Consider the following 18,622-nt stretch of genomic DNA (forward strand, 5'->3'; position numbering starts at 1 on the left):
TGCTAATCTCCCGTTCTGCTTTTTTGTCCGTCACTTCAAAGTTTTTTACTTCTTTTCCAGCTCTTGAAGTTACTTCGATGCGATAATTTCCGGCGGGCAAATCTTCTACGTTCAAGGCGGTTCTTAATTTGCTGACATTTCGGCCAAGGACTTCGCGGTACATCAGGTCACCAGCCTGGTTTGTTACCGCAACTGCGGTATTTTCATTTCCGTATTTATCTACGTTGATATGGATTTTGCCGCTTTTTGAAGCAAAGATGCCGGTTGCGAACCCTGTTTTTTTAGCTTCTTTTTCGTCTGCGAAAGAATTGAAAGCAAATACTGCTGAAAATGCTACTGTTAATGCGAATGTTTTGAATGAAGTTTTCATGGCTAATGGATGTTTGAAGGTTTAATGGGGTAATTGCTGGAATTGGATAAGGTTTATTTAAGGCTGATTTCACGTTCGGCTTTTTTATCTGTCACATCAAAGCTTTTTATTTCTTTTCCATTTTTGGAAGTTACTTCAATGCGGTAAGTTCCTGCAGGAAGGTCTTCGACGTTTAAGGCTGTTCTCCATCTGCTGACATTTTTACCAAGTACTTCGCGGTACATCATTTCGCCAGCCTGGTTTGTTACGACAACCGCAGTATTTTCGTTTCCGTATTTATCTACGTTGATATGGATTTTGCCGCTTTTCGAAGCGAAGATGCCGGTTGCGAATCCTGCTTTTTTAGCTTCTTTTTCTTCTGCGAAAGAATTGAATGCAAATACTGCTGAAAATGCTACTGTTAATGCAATGGCTTTGAATGAAGTTTTCATGGCTTTCGAAAGGTTAAATGTGAAATTGCTTTTGTTTGATTGTTGCTCTCTTTGAACATGACAAATATGGGGCATTGCTAGGTACTATGCATAACATAGTACATGAGTGGTGGATTTAACCAGTGAATGGCAGCATGGAAAGATGATCGATTTTAGATGAAATAATAGCTCCATCGCAAGGGGTGGAAAGCACCTAAAACCACTTATGAACGTAACTGAGGCACATTTTAAAAATCGAGAGCCCCGGACGATTTCGCCCGGGGCTCCCATGTTCATGGCTATAGATAAGGTACTACTTTACTTTACGCTGATTTCTCTTTCCGCTCTTTTTTCCGACACTTCAAAAGTTTTTACTTCTTTGTCGCCATTGCTGGTAACCTGGATCTGGTAATTTCCAGCTGGCAGTTCGCTTACATTCAATGTTGTTCTGAACTTGTCGACGTCTTTGCCAACTACCTCACGGTACATCAATTTGCCGCTTTCGTCGGTTACCAATACAACCGCATTTTCGTTGGTGTATTTGTCGACGCTAATGTGGATTTTACCTGATTTGGAAGCGAAGATCCCTGTTCCGAAGCTGGCTTTTTTAGCTTCTTTTTCTTCTGCGAATGAATTGAAAGCGAATACTGCTGAAAATGCTACTGCTAATGCGATGGATTTGAATGAAGTTTTCATGGCTTTGAAAGTTTTTATGTTTTATGTTTTTGGCTAATGTTGCTCTCTTTGAACATGACAAAGGTGGGGTAATGGCAGGTACTATGTATAACAAAGTACATGAGTGGTAAGAATTCAAAATGAATGGCAATATGCCTCGGTCGCCGATCTTTCGTACTTTTGCAGCCTATGGCAAAAAAGAAGAAAACCGCCTCTAAAAGTAAAATCAGCTACATAAAGCCATTACCGGCCAAAGGATGGGCCATGATTGCCGCTATTTTTCTGATTGTAAGCGGGATTATCTGGTGGCGGGACAGCCATGACGAGAACCAATGGGAATTCATCAGCAAATTCGGGATACGGTTGCCGCTGCGCTATGCTATCCATGGGATCGACGTTTCGCACCACAATGCCAGGATCAATTGGGATAAACTGAAAAATGCAAGATCGGATAAAGTGGGGATTGATTTTGTCTATATCAAAGCAACTGAGGGCGCCACGCACCTTGACCGGCAGTTCAAACGCAATTGGGAAGAGGCTAAAAGGGTAGGGATGAAGCGGGGCGCTTACCACTTTTATAATCCACGGGTGATGTCGGACCGGCAGGTGGAGAATTTCATTGGACAGGTGCACATGGAGCCGGGCGATTTGCCCCCGGTCCTGGATCTGGAGTCGCACGCGGGGAAACCTGATGAGATCATTATCAAAGGAGTCAGGAACTGGCTGGAACTGATCGAAGCGCATTACGGTGTGAGGCCGATCATTTATGTAAACGAGCATTTTTATAAAAAATACATTGCGGGGAATTTCGACGAATATCCTCTCTGGCTTGCCGGCTATTCACGCACCGACCTCACTGATCTGGCTTCCGACGCCCACGTACTTTTCTGGCAGCACAGCGAAAAGGGTTGGGCCGACGGTATAAAAGGCTTTGTCGATTACAATGTTTTTTTGCACGAAAAGGACGGTTGGGAGAGTTTAAGTAGCAATTGATATTGAAAGTCAGTTACTTATCGTTTATCTTAGCACATACCCACACTTAAAAGTGCTCACCGTCATGAAAAAATTCTCCCTCCTTCTGATCGTTTTTCTCCTAAGTTGTTCCAAAGAAGAAATCAGACCCGATATGACTGTTGACCTGGTCGGGTCTTACAAACTTGATTTCTTTACGAATATGGGAGAAGAAAAGAATTATCGGTGGAAAATCGACATTGAGTCAGATGCAACGCTGCAGATCAGGATGACAAAGTATACACAGCCTATCAGGGAAACTCCACCACTGTGAGCGATACCGTCATAGCCGGGATAAAAGTAAGAAATACACAAAGTGGCATTTTCTTACAAACATCCTTATACTGTGAATATCGACGCCAGGCTTTCGGAGGGGAATCTCTATGTGAAAAGCGACTATTTCGCGATTGAAACCGGTGTTTATGGTGACAACATCAAATTTAAAAAGGAATAAGTCCTGATTAAATCAATGGTTCCTGTTGGCTCAGGCAATGGAAGCTGCCCTGGCCCCAAATGATCTCCGTCGCTTCCAATGGAATGATCTTGCGCTCCGGGAACGCTTTTTCCAGGATATCAACAGCGATCTGGTCATTTGGATTGTTAAAAACAGGCACAATCACACCCGCATTGCAGATCAGGAAGTTGGCATAGGAACCGGGTGTACGAAAGCCATCGATCACTACGGCCTTTGGCATTGGAAGCTCGATGATATTCAGTTGCTTCCCATTTATCAGCCGCATTTCTTTCAGCATTTTGAGATTCGTTTGCAGGATTTCAAAGTTCTCGTCACCAGAGTCTCTTTCCACACAAGCAACGACGGTATCTTCATTCACAAACCGGGTCGTATCGTCGATATGGCCGTCGGTATCGTCACCTACAATCCCGCCTTCTACCCAAAGGATTTGTTCAACACCATAAAAATCGCAAAGGACCTGCTCGATTTGTGCCTGGCTAAGGTGCGGGTTGCGGTTCAGGTTCAGCAGGCACGATTTGCTGGTGAGTACACTTCCGGCACCATTGAATTCAACTGCGCCGCCTTCCATAATGATACCCGGGGTGATGATCGGCAGGTGCAGGTATTCGGCTACCGCTCTTGGCGTGTCGTTGTCGTCATCGTAAGGAGGATACTTGCCCCCCCAGGCGTTGTGGCCCCAGTCTACGATCATTTTTTGACCGGTTTCGTGGTTTACGACGAATGACGGTCCATGGTCCCTGCACCAGGCGTCGTTGGTAGGTTTGACGATGAATTCAATTCTGGAAAGATCTACATGGATTTTCGTGAGTTCTTCAATAATGTACCTTTTCAGGTTCTCGTCGTGAGCAATAAAACCAACATGCTCGCCCTGGCTGATCTGCCGGATCAATTCAAAGTATTGGGGCCGCATTTTCGCCAGCTTGTCTCCCTGCCACGAAGCATCGTTATGGGGAAATGTGAGCCATGTAGCGCGGTGCGGAAACCATTCGGGCGGAAATGTGAAGCCGAGATCTTTAGACGTTGCTTGTATATCGTGGGCAGGCATTGGGAATTCGATTTGGGAATGATGATGTGGAAAGAGGCGCAAAGGTCGGAAAGGTTTTTATGCAAGACAATTTATCCAATGATTACAGTTTGGCTAAAAACAAAAAAACCAAAGCCCGTTACCGGAACTTTGGCGGAAGTTGAGCAAATAATGAAGCTTTTAATGACTGGCAACCATCACGTTGTCGACCAGATACGTACCGTCTACCGTTTGAAGATTATAGGCTTTTGAAACCCTGCGCGCATTTTGCTGCACTGCACCGACCTTCCAGGACGAAACAATACCTGTAGAAGGCTCGTAATGGTATAATATATCGCGTTTGGACAATCTGTTCATTCTTTTTTTTCCATGCTTGGTTTGCACAAGATGGTCGGGGGCCGCTTCCAGTAATAGTGCGGGGACAAGTAACCCATTTCCGTTCTCACCGGCAGGACGCAGGTATAATGCTGTTAAACTGGAATTGGGCCGGTTGTACACTTCAATCTGCTTGACCTGCGTACTTGTAGTCTTTCCGCCTTTGCAAGTCTTTACGTGTTCTCCGATTTTCACTTCCGCGATGGACTTGGTGCTGCCGTCGGCCATAGTAATCGGCGCATTGTCCGAAAAGAAGGAGTACCGTTTCTTTTTCTCGGATACTCTATAAGTAGCCTCTGACCGAATGGTGTCACCGGCCTTATTTTCCAGCCGGGCAGGAAGTGAAGGTTCTATCTGTGCGAATGATTGGATTGAAAAGAACAAAAGAAAACAGGTGATGACAGACTTATGCATAAATCGATTTTTGGTGGCAAATCAGGCCTTCGACATTTTGACAAATACTTTGCTTAAAGCATTCGGCAATGCGCCCAGGCATATCAGGATCAAACCCGCAGTAAGCAGGGTTGAAGTATGGGCAAAGAATGTACCCGAGGATAGGATTGCAAGGATCAGTATGGTAGAGAAAGGCAACGAAAACGCCAGCAACAGTACCGCTAATTCTAAGTCAAAAGTCCTTTTTTCCTTCGGTAAACCCTTCGCATCCTCTTTCAGGTTGAATGCCGAAATGTGGGCCAGTGGCCAGAAGCTCGCAGCACTCAGAGGGATTACGATAGCCAGCAATATCATCGATGTCTCGGAAATGTTCAGGACGTAAATCATACCTGCGCTGATCAGCATCGTTATCCCTGCTCTGAAAAACAGTATACTTGCAACTATACGCTTCTTCCCTTCCTTCAGTTGCACTGCCAGGCCAATAAATAAAAGTACCAGCGGGGTCATCATGGCGCTGGTTTTATCGAATAAGTCTGTCACAACCGATGGTAGCGTGCCATAGTTGATACCCAGGCTCAGGAGAATGATCGCCAGGAAAATCAGAATATTGATGGGTTCCTGGAACATACTGGCGAAAAGGCTTTTCAACTTGCCGCCCATTTTGGTATCCTGGTCATCGCTGTTTTTCAAAAACATATTCATCGCAAGAATGTACAGCGAGATCAAAACGAAGAATTTGTTACCCACATCGGCCAATGCGGCGATCGCAAGGCTTTTCTCTCCCAAAAATTCAGCAATGAAAGGAAAACAGGAAAGGCCGGGTGCCAGCGATGGGATCAGCATCATCAATGTTCTGCCTGTCGGGCTGTTTTTGTCTACACCAAACAGCGCGAAGGCAAGCGGTGCGGAAAAGAACATCAGGAAGTTAAAGACCAGTGTCACCAACGGGATGATGATCATGGACGAGTCAATATCTATTTTCATCAGGGAGATGAAAATAGTAGATGGTAATGCTACTGATAAAATAATTTCCTTGATACCGTTTGTTTGGTCTTTGTTTTTGAATTTGCTTTTGAGCAACAAGCCCAAAGTAATTAGTAATAAGAGTGTTATAGTTTTTTGCAATGCATCACTCATAATCAAAAGAAATTTTGAATGCCGGTGGTTTTAAAGAGATTAAAGAGGGTAGCGCTAACGAAAAGCAGTGTGCTGGCATTATTAAATGTTTCATCTTCTGTCATCCTGAAGAGTATTATTGCTGTAATGCAATATTTGGATGAGATCCACAAATGCCAACCTGGGCAGAGTCGAAGGACAAGAAGCGGCGTGCATGAGCACTTCTGATGCCCGGCGGCCCGGTTCGCTCAGGTTGACAAAGCGGAAATGATCATATCTTTAATAGGAGTGAAGCATGCTTAACTCAATTGGCCAAGGGCACCGACGAAAGTTTTCATCTCGTCCATTGTACCAATACTCACACGGCACCATGGCTTGTTCTGGATGTCGAAAGAACGTACGGCCACGCCTTTGGCCGACATTTTTGTTAAAAGCTCTTTGCCCGAAATGCTGATCGGGAACAATACGAAATTGGTGTAAGACGGAATGTATTTGTATCCCATTTTGTCCAGGTTTTCGTACAGGTATAACTTCGCCTCGTGGTTCAGCTTGCGGGTATTGCCCTGGAAATCTTTGTCGTCCATACTGGCAGAAGCCGCAAAGATGGAAGTGTAAGAGATACCCATACCGCCGCGGGTGATTTTATTGATGCTTTCCAGGTAAGAAGGAAGGGCGACCATATAACCGACACGGATACCGGCCATTCCCATGATTTTCGAGAAAGTGCGGGCAACGATCACGTTTTTCTTTTGGGTAAGCAGGGATACCATGCTCTGGGTATCGGCGCCGACGGCCAGCTCGATATAAGCTTCGTCAACAAAAACAGGCACTTTTTCTGAAACGCGTGAACAGAAATCAAGCAGGTCCTGTCCTTTCGTGATCGCTCCGGTCGGGTTGTTCGGGTTACAGACGTACACCAACTTGGTATCTTTATCGATTGCTTCTTCCATGGCTTTCAGGTCGTGTGACCAGTCGGCAGTACAGGGAACCGGTTTCCAGGTTGCGCCTACGGATTTAGCAACCTGCACGAGCGACATATAGCAGGGATCGGCAGACACGATGTTTCCCTGTCCCTTCATAAAAGTTACCAGTGCCACTTTTTCCAATAAGTCGGAAGAGCCCGGGCCCATCATAATGTGGTCCGCAGTTACGCCTTCCTTCTTGGCAATTTTGTCGATCAGATCGTACATTTCTTTCCATGCGTAACGATTGCCATTCTTTACAGAATCCGCAACAGCTTTCTGTGCCGACATCGGTGGTCCGTATGGGTTTTCGTTGGCGTTCAGTTTTGCAAGGATCTTGGGAGCTTTGAAATCGGCTGGCAGGAAGTGCTCCCTTACCATGGGGCTGCGGTAAATACGGTTCTCCGGATCCAAAGACAACGGCGAGTTAGCGAACGCCCCCATACTGAGATGTGGAGCCAAGGTCATGCCTCCGATTGCCATTAAACCGGATTTAAGAAGATTCCGACGGTCCATTTTTTGATTCATTGGTCAGATGTTTTAGTACTATGTGACGATAACTATATGGAAATTTAATAAAATTTTAAGTAAAATGTTTGCGAAAAAGAGTTACGGCAGATTTTTAGATATGTCATGATGAAATACTGCAGTTAATTCTTTGTTACTGACATTTGGGATGTCCGGGTGAACGCTATTCCCTTGTGCGTACCCGTCCAGGTCAACTTAATATTGTCGTCTTTTCTCTGGATACGATTTCCCACCAGCCCAAGTGCTTTGTAGCTCGTTTTTATAGTTACGACGCCGCTTGCGTCAGAAGTCACATCCCCGAGTTTCCCGCTGGCTTTATACACTTCTGGCGTAAAAACGTAGGTCTGCCCATTGAACGCGAAGCTGTCCTTCTTAACTGTTTTTGTCAGATCGAACGCGATGGCAATTTGTATGTTGGGAACCGGAATAGAGTCAATTCCTTTCGTATGGTCCAGAATATTGGTTTTGTCCAGTTCAAAAAGCCGGGACGTCAGGGTAAGCTCTTGTTTTGAGCTGTCGTAGGCCACCGATGGCGTACTTGCGATCGGCGCACCGAATGGTGCACCCACGATGTCGACCAGAACCGGCGCAACATCCCGGTTCAGGAAAGGATCTTCTACTTTGCAGGAAGATATCCCCCATGTTACTGCGAAAAGCAGACAGGTAAATGGAAGTAATGTTCTGATATTTTTCATTATCTCGGATTTCTTGAATGTTGGAACAAAGGGTTATTTTTCAGCCCACCACAATTTGGTTTTCATATCGTCGGCGGCACCATTAAGCGCTTTTCCGGCAGTGACTGCCGTCGCATTTAATGAATATTCGGACGCGGGATAGTTGAAACGGGTTGGCAGGATACCTCCGTTGTTCAGGACAGCTCTCGGGTCCGGCGCCGGAAACACCGGGAAACCGGTCCTGCGCCATTCAGTCCATGCTTCTACGCCTTGTCCGAACAGGGACACCCATTTTTGTTCAAGCACCTTTTCTCTGGATACAGTACCCACTCTGGCCAGGAAATCAGCGGGCGGGGTTAGACTGTATTGCGCAAAAGAAGCATTGATACCCGCCTCGAAATATTTCTTTGCGTCTCCTGTGATGTCGCCGTCCAGTACTGCCTCCGCGAGAATGAAGTTCAGCTCGGAGAAGGTCATGATTACCTCGGGTGCCTCCGCCTTTGTAAATGCACTCCCGATGGTTGAGCTTGTGGACAGATAGTTGGTTGCGATTGCATCGGGAAGGCCATTCGGATGTCCCTGATATTTGCCATCTTTATTGGGGTTGGCGTAAACCGTGATACGTGTATCCCCCAACGCATTCATTTTGTCTGCAAGCGTGCTGCTGATATTCCAGTCGGTCCGGCCCCCCTGGATCAGAATCTGATTCCACTCGTTATTGCTGGGAAGTACCGTTGTGCATTTCAGCGAGGCATTGTCCGCATTGCTGGCGAAAACAGGAAACTTAGTTGCGTCAGCTAGTATCTCGGCCATAATCGCTTTTGATTCGGCTGGTTTTTTTGCCGCCTGACGGTTGGCTAGTCGAATTCGGAGGGAGTTTGCGAATTTTTTCCATTTGAGGATATCGCCCGCATAGAGGATGTCACCTGCAATAGCCGGCCCGCCGACAGTAAGCTTTTCATTGGCCATTTTCAGGTCGTTCAAAAGTCCGGCATATACGACATCCATTGGATCATATTTAGGCGTATAAATCGGGGTTTCTGCTGTTCCCATAATCGCTTCCGTGTATGGGATCGCGCCATACATATCGGTAAGCAATGAGAACACCCACGAGCGCATCACGAGCGCAACTCCCTCGTAATTGGCGTTTGGTGCTTCCGATTCAGCATTAGTCTGAAGAATGATGCGTTGAAAGTTCAGCAAGCCGTCGTTAAAGAAACCTTTCCAGTTATTAGCAAGAAGCGCTGGCGAAACCGTATAGTCATCTCCCTCATTGCTGTAAATGTTCCGGGTCAGATGTTGCACGTACAATTCGGCCGCATCAATATTGATTCTCTCAAACCGCTCCCGGTGACCCCAGTACCTGTCAATAGACGACTCAATGCCCATAGGTAGCAGATATTGAGGTCCGATCGTCGTGGGGCTGTTGGGGCTCGTATTCATTTCATCAAAATCCTTGGTACAGCTGGAAGCAGTCAAAAAGCCTGCAAGCGCTGTTACCCAAATCGTTTTATGATTCAATATATTTTTCATTTTAAAAATCTTTAGAGTCCGTTAGTTGGGTTGACTGGATCAGAATGACAATGACAGGTTCATACCTATGCTCCGTGAGCTAGGAAGCTCGCCGTAGCCAAAGCCCTGGCCGTTTCCACCTTTTGCATCAATTTCAGGATCGATGTGCGGCGTATTTTTGAAGATCATCCAAACGTTACGGCCGACCAACGAAAGTTTAGCCGATTGGATTTTGATCTTTTTTAGCACGCTTGGGGAGAAGCTGTAACCCAGTGACAACTCGCGAAGTTTTACATAGCTGGCATCGAAAATGGCCGATTCGTGGTAGTTTCTTGGGTTGCTGTATCCGTAAAGCTGGTTCGCCGTTACGATGATGTCATTGGGTACGTACGATTTGCTTCCGTCGGCGCCAGTAATCTCGCGAACACCCTGGCCGATCACACCTTCTTCGCGGCCCAATGCGGTTTCGGCATATTGTCCTGTCCAGCGGGCGGTACCTGTACCTTCGTCGTAAATGTCACCGCCGATACGGGCATCCACCAGCACACTAAGGGAAATGCCTTTGTAGTTGAGTGTGTTCTGCACACCACCGATCCAGTCAGGCTGAACATTGCCCAGTTTCTGTCCGGCTGCTGTGATAGGCAAACCATTTGCGCCGTAAACCACCTGGCCGTTGTGCTTCTGGAAACCCACTCCGTAGAATGTTCCGTAAGCTTCTCCCACGCGTGCCTCGGAAGACATACCTCTTTGAGTAGCAAGTGTATAGGTAGTTAGGCCTTCTGCCAATGCAACAACTTTATTCCGGTTGCGGGCATAGTTCAAAGAAACATCCCAGCTAAATCCGCCTGGTAATTTCACCGGAGTTCCTGAGATTGTTATTTCCACGCCTTTGTTCGTGATCTTGCCTGCGTTCAGGATGCGGGTATTGTAACCGCTTGCCTTAGAAATTTCCACCCCGAGGATCTGATCTTTGGTTGTCTGATCATAATAGGTTGCATCAATACCAATTTTTCCTTTGAAGAAACGAAGATCCGCACCCAGTTCGAGGCCGGTAGTAATTTCAGGCTTAAGGCTGCTGTTTGCAATCTGAGTGTTTTCGGAAAACTTGGGAACCGATCCGTTCCAAGGCGCGTTCGAAACGAATGTTTGAGCCAGCTGATAAGGTAATGCATCGTTACCAACCTGTGCATAGCTTGCACGGATTTTACCAAAAGACAAAACATTTCCCTTAATATCCAGCAATTCGGTAACCACTGCACTAAGGGAAGCGGAAGGATAGAAGTAAGAACGTGCATTGGAAGGCAGGGTGCTCGACCAGTCATTCCGTGCGGTCAGGTCAAGGAACAAGGCATCTTTCCAGGAGAAGTTGGCAGTTCCGAACAAGCTTTGTGTTTCAGATTCGGTAATGTTACTTTCAATGCTGTTGGCGCTTGGTACTGAGTTGCCTGCGTTGTAAAGTCCGTCTACGACAAGCTCCCCTACATAAAAATAGTTTCTTTTGTAGTAGTTTTTACGCTGGATACCTCCGAACTGGACATTCAAACCAAAGTCAGGTGTAATGTTTTTGTTGAAAGTCAGCATAAAGTCGGAGTTGGTCTCCTGGCTGCGCAGTACTTCTTCGGAATAACGGCCTGGTGTCCGGACGCCGTTTCTTACTCTGAGAAAGTTGGATACGTTGATCCGCGTATCGCTCCAATAATCAGTTCCCGAGCGAAGCAACAGTGTCAAAGAAGGCAGTATTTTGTAGGTAAGGGCGATATTTCCCAGCAGCCGGTCTTTTTCATTACCGGAAGGAAGGTTTTTCTGGGAGAAATAAGGGTTGGTAAAGAAAGTATGTTGCCAGTTTGGCGGTTCCGTATCTGCGCCGCGTTGGTTATGCACGCCGACGTAGCTCTCATAATCACGAAGCTGGTCCCATGAAACGTGACGGTGGGACCAGATAAATTCCTGGCCGCCCGTGTAGCTGCGGTTGTCCGAACCGGATTTGATATACTCTCCTGAAAGTGTCACACTCAGTTTTTTGGTAAGGTTATAACCGGAGTTGATGCGGAAGTTATTGCGATGAAAATCATTGTAATACATGATTCCTTTCTGATCGACGCGGCTCAATCCAAGTCGGAAGAAGCCTTTGTCATTTCCTCCGTTAAGTGCTACACTGTTGGTAATGGTTCGGCCTGTCTGCCAGTACTCGTCCCAGTTGTTGGGCTGAGGAGTCAGTGGTGCAACATCGTCACCAGTCCACCACTGCCTCACCAGGCGTCCATCCATGGGAGCTCCCCAGCTTTCATCGGTTCCTTCTGTTCCAGCCAGAGGATATCTTGCATCGTAAACGGCCCTGTATTGTGCAATTTCGGCGGGATCGCTAATGCTACCGCTCCATCCGTCATTGTACCACGTTCGGTACCCGTTCCCTCCACCATATGTATTTTGGAAATTAGGCTTGATCCATGGGCGTTCAAAAGTGATGTTCGAGTTGATGTCTACCCCTAGCCCTTTGGTTCCCTGGCCATTTTTTGTTGTAATAAGGATAACCCCGTTGGCTGCGCGCGAACCATATAATGCAGCTGCATTAGGACCTTTCAGTACGGACATTTCTTTGATGTTGTCCGGGTTGACTTCTGAAATCCCACCTCCATACGTTTTGTTGGCTGTTTGTTCCATAGGCACACCGTCGATGACAATGAGGGGCTGGTTATTTCCTGAAACAGAGGATGATCCACGGATCTGGATCGTAGAGCCACTGCCCGGTCCGCCGTTGGACTGGATCCTCACACCGGCAATCTTACCGGATAAAGCGTTCGCTACATTGGTCGACCGCGACTCTGTCAGCGCGCTTCCCTTTACTTCCTGTACGGTGTAGCCCAACGCTTTTTTCTCACGCTGGATACCAAAAGCCGTGACTACCACTTCCGACAACTGCCGGGTATCGGCTTCCAGTTTAATGTCGAACTGTGTCTGATTGCCGATTTCGATTTCTTTGATTAAAAAACCAACATAGGAAACTACAAGAATTCCGTCACCCGGCACTGAAAAGCTGAATTTCCCGTCGGCATCTGCATTGGTACCCACATTGGTGCCCTTATAAATGACAGAAGCCCCAGCAAGTCCGAGACCGTCTTCGGTGGCTGATATCTTTCCGCTTACCTGCCTGACCTGGGCCATCGCGAGCGGAGAGCAAAGACACACCCATACTAATAAGAGTAGAACTTTACGCATGGAGAACTTGGGTTAAATTGTTTTAGGTGAGTAAGCAACAAGTGGCAATGGAAGGAGAGAGAAAAAAGTTATGGCTGTGTGGTGTCCACGTTGCCGTGCGCCGCACACACTTTCGCGTGGACAGAACAACACAGCCATAAGCTTGCACAACTGCTTTTCCGGAAAGCAATACCCTCTTTAATCGAGGACAAACAGATTGTGAGTTGTGCAAAGCAGCAAATGCCAGACATCAACAGTGTTGTTTGTCCACGGTATCAGGAACCAGTATTAAAAAAATTATATTGTATTGAGTCGGGATGTACCAGCGGGGCGAATGGAGGCCTCTCGGGTTTTTGTAAAATTCCTCTCAACACTGTCAGATATATTCATGTGCGGCTCGAATATATCCTTGGTTTAGAAGTATAGTCATTCGTATAATGACATCTCAAATATACTGACAATGTCAAAAAATGCAAGAGAATAAATTTAATTATTGAATTTATTTGCAATAAAAATTGGTCATTTATAAGTTAAGGGAAAGTTTATTGCAATAATTTGATAAAAATTTTCAATAATCTCCGTTTATGAGTTTTCCTATCGAATTTCTAGATTAAAAGCCTACTTTTTTAGTCGTAATTGTCTAAATGATAGCCATTTATACGTGGGAATTCAGTGAAATCTAATAACTTCTGTTTACTAAAAGGATACCGGTATCGTCCTGTGGGGCTTGCCACGCCGAAACGAAAAAGAGGGCGCCCGACGGGTGTCCCTCTTTTTCATCAACGTAGAATAGTTATATTTTATAAAAACGGCTAGTCGATGTAGCGTTTCAGGATTGGCTTGTAAGAATCAACCCGGCGATCCCTCAAAAACGGCCAGGTAGTGCGATAATGGTCCATTTTTTCAAGATCAAGTTCTTGTACATAAGTCACTTCTTCATCGTGCGGGGCCAGATAAAGTAACTTTCCGTGCGGATTGGATACAAAAGACCCTCCCCAAAATTGCTGGTCGGCTTCGCGTCCAACCCGGTTTACAGACACCACATAAACGCCGTTAGCAACGGCATGTCCGCGTTGAATAGTTTGCCATGCACCGTATTGTTCCTCGTTGGTTTCAGGATCTTTTTCATTGGTATCCCAGCCAATTGCAGTAGGATAGAAAAGGATTTCCGCTCCCATGAGGCTGGTGATACGTGCAGCCTCCGGATACCATTGGTCCCAGCAGATCAGGACCCCGATTTTGGCAAATTTTGTTTCAAAAACCCGGTACCCATCTGTGTCGCCTTCGGATGCAGGGGCATCGCCAGGAGTGAAATAAAACTTTTCGTAATAACCCGGATCATCGGGAATATGCATTTTACGGTATTTCCCGAGATAAGCGCCGTCGGCATCCAGCACTGCCGTAGTATTGTGGTATAATCCATGTGCCCTTTTTTCGAAAAGCGAAGCAATGAGCACAACACCCAGTTCTTTCGCCAATGCGGAAAGCGAATCGGTGGAAGGTCCCGGGATTGATTCGGCCAGATTAAAATTGGCATGATCTTCCACATCGCAGAAATACAGGGATTTGAAGAGTTCCTGCAGGCAAATGATGTGAGCACCTTTTGCTGCGGCTATCCGGATTTCTTCGGTTGCCTTCCGGAAATTAGCTTCAACATCATTAGTGCAGCTCATTTGCACCAAACCTATGTTTACCTTTTTTGTCATGAATGTTCGTTTGTGATTTGCCTGTGGGTTAAAAGCTGAAACATTATTTCGTCGCCGGCAGTTCTTTGATCGGAAAAGAGAACGAGATTTCGTTCATACATTTGAAATGCTTTTTAGGGCAGGATTCATAACCAATTTTGGAGCAGGGCCTGCAACTCAAGCCATTTCGTTCGAGTATTTCGAATGCGGTTTTATAGGGGTACATGCCAAAAGCAGGTACGGTATTTCCCCAGATCGAATAGACTTTTTTCCTGAATGCAGCGGCTACGTGCATTAATCCGGTATCGTGGGCAAACACAATGATGGATTTCCTGATCAGCGAAGCCGACTGGTTGAAATTGTATCTCCCGCAGGCATTAAAGATCAAAGCATCCCCGATCGCCGTCCGAATCATTTCGCCTGCTTCAAAATCTTCTTTACCACCCAATAAAACGGTCGGAAAGTTGATCTTCCTGCAAAGCTCGATCATTCTGGGTATTGGCAATTTCTTGGTCCCATGCTGTCCGCCGATTGCGTACGCTACAAAACCGTCGCGGTGGGTTTCAGGCAGCCAGTCGTTCTCCACATGATCTTTATAGGGTACGAAATAGTCCAATCCCTCTCCGTCGTTCACAATCCCGAACGATGTAAGCGTCGACATATACCGGTCGACGATATGAAGATCAGGCATATAATTGATCTTGAATTGCGTCAGCAGGAACTTTTGTACATTCAGTTTTGGGAAGCTGAAGGAAGGTACGCCCAGCTCAAACTTAATTTTCAGGGTGCGGATGTTGGTGTGAAGGTCGATGACGTTGTCGAACTTCTCGGCTTTCAGATCGGCCAGTACCTGCTTTTGGTTTCTGTCCCAAAGCCAGATTCTATCGATGTAAGGGTTGTCTTTCAGGATGAACTCAAATTTGCTTTTGGTCAAGTAATGGACCTCAGCGCCGGGAAATTGCTTTTTGAGGCACCTGACCACCGGCGTTGTCAGCACAATGTCCCCAATGGATGAAAATCGAAGTATGAGGAATTTGACCGTTTTATTCACTTTTTAGTTCCTGTCGTCGCTGATATGGTAAAAGATTCTGCGGGCGGGTATGTTTCCAGCGCCTGTGGCTCCACAGCCAGTTATCGGGTTGTCTGATGATATCTTCTTCCAGGTATTCGATCTGGCTTTGTAATATCCGATTGGCTTGCTCGGTCTTGGGATGTTCGGTAATGAGTTTGAAATAAGCTCTATAAAATCCCCTCTGGATCTCATTTCTTAAAATGCCCATATACAAAACCGGCGCATTCAGCCTTCTGGCAATCAATTCCACTCCCCGAAAAACCCCGGTATCCTGATTGAGAAAACTGGTCCAATATGCCTTTTCGGGAACGGGCGACTGGTCGTTGATCAGCACAAATAAAAACGGCTTGTCCCTTGGTTCCATGGCTTTGGCCATTGCATCCTTCATGGGTACCATCTCTGTCCCGAACGTTGTCCGTACCTTCCTGAACCACTCTTCGAAAAGATCGTTGGCCAACTCGTGGTATACGACCACAATTTGGTAGGATAATTTGGCAGAAGCAAATAAGTTGAGCATTTCCCAATTTCCGAGATGGCCCGAGACAACCACAAGGCTCTTTTTTTGCTGATAGTAATGGTCCAGCATTTCCATTTCCAGATCAAACCGGTTCAGCAAGTCCTTTTTCGAAATAGACCGTAGTTTGATCGTTTCAAAAATAATATCGGTGAAATTCTGGTAATACTTTTTAGCAATCGACTGGATCGTTTCCTCGCTATAATAGGGGAAGCTATTGTGAAGGTTTGTCAGGATTACTTTCCGGCGGTAATGACCGACATCGAATATCAGGACTCGGAAAATGTCAGAAAGCTTGTAAAGTTTTTTCCAGGAAAGCCTCGAAACCGCTGTAAGTAAAAACAATAGAAAGCGAGTGAAAAGAGTCTTCATTGAGTAAAAATCCTTTGCAAAATTCAATAGCAATTCTGCAAAAGAAATAGTTCCGGGGTAAGTCACTTTTAGTTGACCTATCACCTTTTTCCTCCTTTAAGACAAAGTTTGTTCCGGTTTCAGGCATTCGGGGCGCTTGTGCTTCCACCGTTTGTGGCTCCAAAGCCAGTTATGCGGCTGATCGATGATGTTCTGTTCTAAGATCCGGAGCTGTCTTTCCAGTATTTCATTGTTCTTTACTTCCTTCGGTTTTTCAGTAATCGTGGAAATGTCAACATGATAATAGCCTCGCTTGTTGGCGACTTTGCAAAAATCGGCATAAAGTACCGTCAGATTATACCTGCGGGCGATGGTTTCGACGCCCCGGAAAACACCTGTATCCTGGTGAAGGAAACGGGTCCAGAAAGCGGTCCTTGGATTCGGAGACTGATCGTTGGCAAGAACGACCACGTAGGGTTTCTCCCTGGGTTTCTGAAGTTCCTTGAATATGTTGTCCATCGGAACCAGGATTGCACCGAAGCGGGTCCGCAGATCCAGAAACCACTGGTCCGAAACGCGGTTCTGAAGAGGGCGGTAAACAACAATGCATTCGTGGGTAAAACAGAGCGAAGAGAAAAGATTGGCCAGTTCCCAGTTTCCCCGGTGGCCCATCAGGAAGATGATATTGGTCTTTTTTTCATAAAATTCGTCCATGATACTGATGTCCCCCTGCAGCCGCTCCCGTACGCATTCGGGGCTGGCCGTCCGGAATTTGATCGTTTCAACAATCAGGTCCGTGAAATGCAGGCGGAAGTTCCTGGCGATGCACTCCAGTTCAGCATTTGTTTTATCGGGGAAACTGTTTTTGAGGTTTTCACTGATGACTTTCTTGCGGTACCCTCCTATATCGAACAAAACCCAACACAAGAAATCGGAGAGCCGGAAAGCATTTTTCCAGGACAGAAAGGAGAACTGATTAAGGAGAACAAAAAGTGCTTTTTGCAAAATGGGTTATTTTCAAGATAATCTTACAATATTACACAGATATTATATGTAATTAAAATGTTGGCATTTGCGGTCTGATTTTGTTAGATTCATTGTTTCAAACCGTTACAACTGTGCTGGAAGGAATATTTGACATCAAGAACGATCGCCGCCTGAGCATGTATTTGTACAGGATGGGATTTGGATTATGGCTCATGTACCTGGTACTGGGAGCCCCCGCATTGAAAGCATACCTGCATTACAGGCAGGATTGCGGCCTGTTGTCTTTTGTATTGATCGTCTTTGGGTTCAGTGCTTCGATGGTGTATGACTACTTTCATCACCATGAGCAATTTGAGATGAAAAAGAAGTGGCTTTTTATAAGTTACGCGGCCCTCGCAGTTGTTATTTACTTTCTGGAATTCAAAGGTACAGGTAAGGGGATAGACCTGCACTGGATTCTGAGCTTCCTCTAATTGTCGCTGCCCGTAAGCGTTTGTCTTTTCTGCATCATTTCCAGGATCTTTTTGTGCGTCAAATCAGGAAGGGCTGCTACTTTCCCAATGACTATGATAGCGGGCGACCCCATTTCGCTTACTTTCGAGAGCGGTATGATGTTACTGATCTTACCGGTAACCAGCTTTTGGTTCTCGAGACTCCCGTTTTGGATAATGGTAATGGGTTCGTCGAGCTTATTGAGTCCGGAATACATGCTAACGATCTCTTCCAGTTTATGCAGGCCCATTAAAATGACCACGGTCGCTGTAGATTGCGCCGCCAGGTAAAGGTCTTTGGACAAATTGTGTTCACGGGTAGTGCCGGTAATTACCCAGAAACTCTCGCTTACGCCCCTGGACGTCAAGGGGATACCGGCAAGGGCCGGCACCGCATAGCTACTTGAAATTCCGGGGATTACTTCCGACTCAATGCCATGCTCGGCAGCGCACATGATTTCTTCGTAACCCCGGCCAAAAATGAAGGAATCACCGCCTTTCAGACGTACCACTTCGCCGTGTTGGTAAGCTTTTTCAACAATCAGCTCGTTAATTTCGTCCTGGCCGCAGCTGGTTTTTCCAAATCGCTTTCCGACGAGGATTTTCTCGCAGTCGGCAGGGCAATAGGCAAGAAGTGAAGGATGGGCCAACGAATCGTAGAGCACGACTTTTGCTTTCTGCAAGGCTTTGATCCCTTTTAAGGTGATCAGGTCTGGATCGCCGGGGCCGGCGCCAATCAATGTGAGTTTCATGTTTTTTAGCTTTTAGCTCTCAACTGTTAGCGCTTAGCAGTTAGCTTTTA

Annotated in this window: 19 protein-coding genes; 4 read left to right on the forward strand and 15 right to left on the reverse strand. The window is 46.2% G+C overall.

Annotation, left to right across the window (positions count from 1 at the left end):
- The 3 genes from AC1XUF_RS20035 to AC1XUF_RS20045 form a co-directional block, all read right to left on the reverse strand.
- Positions 1 to 370: hypothetical protein (locus tag AC1XUF_RS20035; protein ID WP_483343608.1), on the reverse strand; the 370-nt coding region annotated here is incomplete at its 3' end.
- Positions 371 to 423: 53 nt separating this feature from the next.
- Positions 424 to 801: a hypothetical protein gene (locus AC1XUF_RS20040; RefSeq protein WP_483343609.1), complete on the reverse strand. Its 378-nt coding sequence runs from the start codon at positions 799 to 801 to the stop codon at positions 424 to 426.
- Positions 802 to 1,098: 297 nt separating this feature from the next.
- Positions 1,099 to 1,476, reverse strand: coding sequence for a T9SS type A sorting domain-containing protein (locus tag AC1XUF_RS20045; protein ID WP_483343610.1), 378 nt, complete (start codon positions 1,474 to 1,476; stop codon positions 1,099 to 1,101).
- A gap of 168 nt (positions 1,477 to 1,644) precedes the next feature.
- On the opposite strand from AC1XUF_RS20045, the gene AC1XUF_RS20050 reads away from it, so the two are divergent.
- The 3 genes from AC1XUF_RS20050 to AC1XUF_RS20060 all read left to right on the forward strand — a co-directional run bounded on the left by AC1XUF_RS20050 (position 1,645) and on the right by AC1XUF_RS20060 (position 2,920).
- Complete coding sequence (locus AC1XUF_RS20050; RefSeq protein WP_483343611.1) at positions 1,645 to 2,448, forward strand: glycoside hydrolase family 25 protein; 804 nt, start codon at positions 1,645 to 1,647, stop codon at positions 2,446 to 2,448.
- A 64-nt stretch (positions 2,449 to 2,512) separates the two neighbouring features.
- On the forward strand, positions 2,513 to 2,740 hold the full coding sequence (locus AC1XUF_RS20055) for a hypothetical protein (protein ID WP_483343612.1): 228 nt from the start codon (positions 2,513 to 2,515) through the stop codon (positions 2,738 to 2,740).
- A gap of 42 nt (positions 2,741 to 2,782) precedes the next feature.
- Positions 2,783 to 2,920: a hypothetical protein gene (locus tag AC1XUF_RS20060; protein WP_483343613.1), complete on the forward strand. Its 138-nt coding sequence runs from the start codon at positions 2,783 to 2,785 to the stop codon at positions 2,918 to 2,920.
- 7 nt (positions 2,921 to 2,927) lie between these two features.
- Here the strand turns inward: AC1XUF_RS20060 and AC1XUF_RS20065 are convergent, their stop codons facing one another.
- From AC1XUF_RS20065 to AC1XUF_RS20115, 11 genes are all read right to left on the reverse strand, one after another.
- Positions 2,928 to 3,986 (reverse strand): agmatine deiminase family protein, encoded by a 1,059-nt coding sequence (locus tag AC1XUF_RS20065; protein WP_483343614.1) that lies wholly within the window; start codon positions 3,984 to 3,986, stop codon positions 2,928 to 2,930.
- Positions 3,987 to 4,145: 159 nt separating this feature from the next.
- A complete protein-coding gene (locus AC1XUF_RS20070) occupies positions 4,146 to 4,754 on the reverse strand; it encodes a hypothetical protein (protein ID WP_483343615.1) in 609 nt (202 codons plus the stop codon).
- A 21-nt stretch (positions 4,755 to 4,775) separates the two neighbouring features.
- Positions 4,776 to 5,717 carry an AEC family transporter gene (locus AC1XUF_RS20075; RefSeq protein ID WP_483343616.1) on the reverse strand — a complete coding sequence of 314 codons (942 nt, stop codon included), beginning with the start codon at positions 5,715 to 5,717 and terminating at the stop codon, positions 4,776 to 4,778.
- 431 nt (positions 5,718 to 6,148) lie between these two features.
- Positions 6,149 to 7,339 (reverse strand): pyridoxal phosphate-dependent aminotransferase, encoded by a 1,191-nt coding sequence (locus AC1XUF_RS20080; protein WP_483343617.1) that lies wholly within the window; start codon positions 7,337 to 7,339, stop codon positions 6,149 to 6,151.
- Positions 7,340 to 7,461: 122 nt separating this feature from the next.
- The gene (locus AC1XUF_RS20085; protein WP_483343618.1) at positions 7,462 to 8,034 is read right to left on the reverse strand and encodes a hypothetical protein; all 573 of its coding nucleotides are present in this window, start codon (positions 8,032 to 8,034) and stop codon (positions 7,462 to 7,464) included.
- A 33-nt stretch (positions 8,035 to 8,067) separates the two neighbouring features.
- Positions 8,068 to 9,546: a SusD/RagB family nutrient-binding outer membrane lipoprotein gene (locus AC1XUF_RS20090; RefSeq protein ID WP_483343619.1), complete on the reverse strand. Its 1,479-nt coding sequence runs from the start codon at positions 9,544 to 9,546 to the stop codon at positions 8,068 to 8,070.
- A gap of 39 nt (positions 9,547 to 9,585) precedes the next feature.
- Complete coding sequence (locus AC1XUF_RS20095) at positions 9,586 to 12,741, reverse strand: SusC/RagA family TonB-linked outer membrane protein (protein WP_483343620.1); 3,156 nt, start codon at positions 12,739 to 12,741, stop codon at positions 9,586 to 9,588.
- A gap of 791 nt (positions 12,742 to 13,532) precedes the next feature.
- Entirely contained in the window at positions 13,533 to 14,426 is an 894-nt protein-coding gene (locus AC1XUF_RS20100) for a carbon-nitrogen hydrolase (protein ID WP_483343621.1), read from the reverse strand.
- Positions 14,427 to 14,469: 43 nt separating this feature from the next.
- Positions 14,470 to 15,456 (reverse strand): glycosyltransferase family 9 protein, encoded by a 987-nt coding sequence (locus AC1XUF_RS20105; protein ID WP_483343622.1) that lies wholly within the window; start codon positions 15,454 to 15,456, stop codon positions 14,470 to 14,472.
- Positions 15,449 to 16,447 carry a lysophospholipid acyltransferase family protein gene (locus tag AC1XUF_RS20110; protein WP_483343623.1) on the reverse strand — a complete coding sequence of 333 codons (999 nt, stop codon included), beginning with the start codon at positions 16,445 to 16,447 and terminating at the stop codon, positions 15,449 to 15,451. The genes AC1XUF_RS20105 and AC1XUF_RS20110 overlap by 8 nt, the downstream gene beginning before the upstream one ends.
- Before the next feature lie 12 nt (positions 16,448 to 16,459).
- On the reverse strand, positions 16,460 to 17,347 hold the full coding sequence (locus tag AC1XUF_RS20115; RefSeq protein ID WP_483343624.1) for a lysophospholipid acyltransferase family protein: 888 nt from the start codon (positions 17,345 to 17,347) through the stop codon (positions 16,460 to 16,462).
- 113 nt (positions 17,348 to 17,460) lie between these two features.
- Between AC1XUF_RS20115 and AC1XUF_RS20120 the strand changes: the two genes are divergently transcribed.
- Positions 17,461 to 17,802, forward strand: a complete 342-nt coding sequence (locus AC1XUF_RS20120; protein WP_483343625.1) for a hypothetical protein — start codon at positions 17,461 to 17,463, stop codon at positions 17,800 to 17,802.
- On the opposite strand, the gene cobA is transcribed toward AC1XUF_RS20120, so the two are convergent.
- Positions 17,799 to 18,572 carry a uroporphyrinogen-III C-methyltransferase gene (cobA, locus tag AC1XUF_RS20125; protein ID WP_483343626.1) on the reverse strand — a complete coding sequence of 258 codons (774 nt, stop codon included), beginning with the start codon at positions 18,570 to 18,572 and terminating at the stop codon, positions 17,799 to 17,801. The genes AC1XUF_RS20120 and cobA overlap by 4 nt on opposite strands.
- Positions 18,573 to 18,622: the final 50 nt, after the last annotated feature.

It is taken from the genome of Dyadobacter sp. HNCC25DJ185, from assembly GCF_056895195.1.

Bases quoted from the DNA above. Each gene is read 5' to 3' on its own strand.
- AC1XUF_RS20055 (WP_483343612.1), top strand. From the start codon at position 2,513: ATGAAAAAATTCTCCCTCCTTCTGATCGTTTTTCTCCTAAGTTGTTCC.
- AC1XUF_RS20080 (WP_483343617.1), bottom strand. From the start codon at position 7,339: ATGAATCAAAAAATGGACCGTCGGAATCTTCTTAAATCCGGTTTAATG.
- AC1XUF_RS20095 (WP_483343620.1), bottom strand. From the start codon at position 12,741: ATGCGTAAAGTTCTACTCTTATTAGTATGGGTGTGTCTTTGCTCTCCG.
- AC1XUF_RS20065 (WP_483343614.1), bottom strand. From the start codon at position 3,986: ATGCCTGCCCACGATATACAAGCAACGTCTAAAGATCTCGGCTTCACA.
- AC1XUF_RS20040 (WP_483343609.1), bottom strand. From the start codon at position 801: ATGAAAACTTCATTCAAAGCCATTGCATTAACAGTAGCATTTTCAGCA.
- AC1XUF_RS20085 (WP_483343618.1), bottom strand. From the start codon at position 8,034: ATGAAAAATATCAGAACATTACTTCCATTTACCTGTCTGCTTTTCGCA.
- AC1XUF_RS20090 (WP_483343619.1), bottom strand. From the start codon at position 9,546: ATGAAAAATATATTGAATCATAAAACGATTTGGGTAACAGCGCTTGCA.
- AC1XUF_RS20045 (WP_483343610.1), bottom strand. From the start codon at position 1,476: ATGAAAACTTCATTCAAATCCATCGCATTAGCAGTAGCATTTTCAGCA.
- AC1XUF_RS20100 (WP_483343621.1), bottom strand. From the start codon at position 14,426: ATGACAAAAAAGGTAAACATAGGTTTGGTGCAAATGAGCTGCACTAAT.
- cobA (WP_483343626.1), bottom strand. From the start codon at position 18,572: ATGAAACTCACATTGATTGGCGCCGGCCCCGGCGATCCAGACCTGATC.
- AC1XUF_RS20050 (WP_483343611.1), top strand. From the start codon at position 1,645: ATGGCAAAAAAGAAGAAAACCGCCTCTAAAAGTAAAATCAGCTACATA.
- AC1XUF_RS20075 (WP_483343616.1), bottom strand. From the start codon at position 5,717: ATGAAAATAGATATTGACTCGTCCATGATCATCATCCCGTTGGTGACA.
- AC1XUF_RS20070 (WP_483343615.1), bottom strand. From the start codon at position 4,754: ATGCATAAGTCTGTCATCACCTGTTTTCTTTTGTTCTTTTCAATCCAA.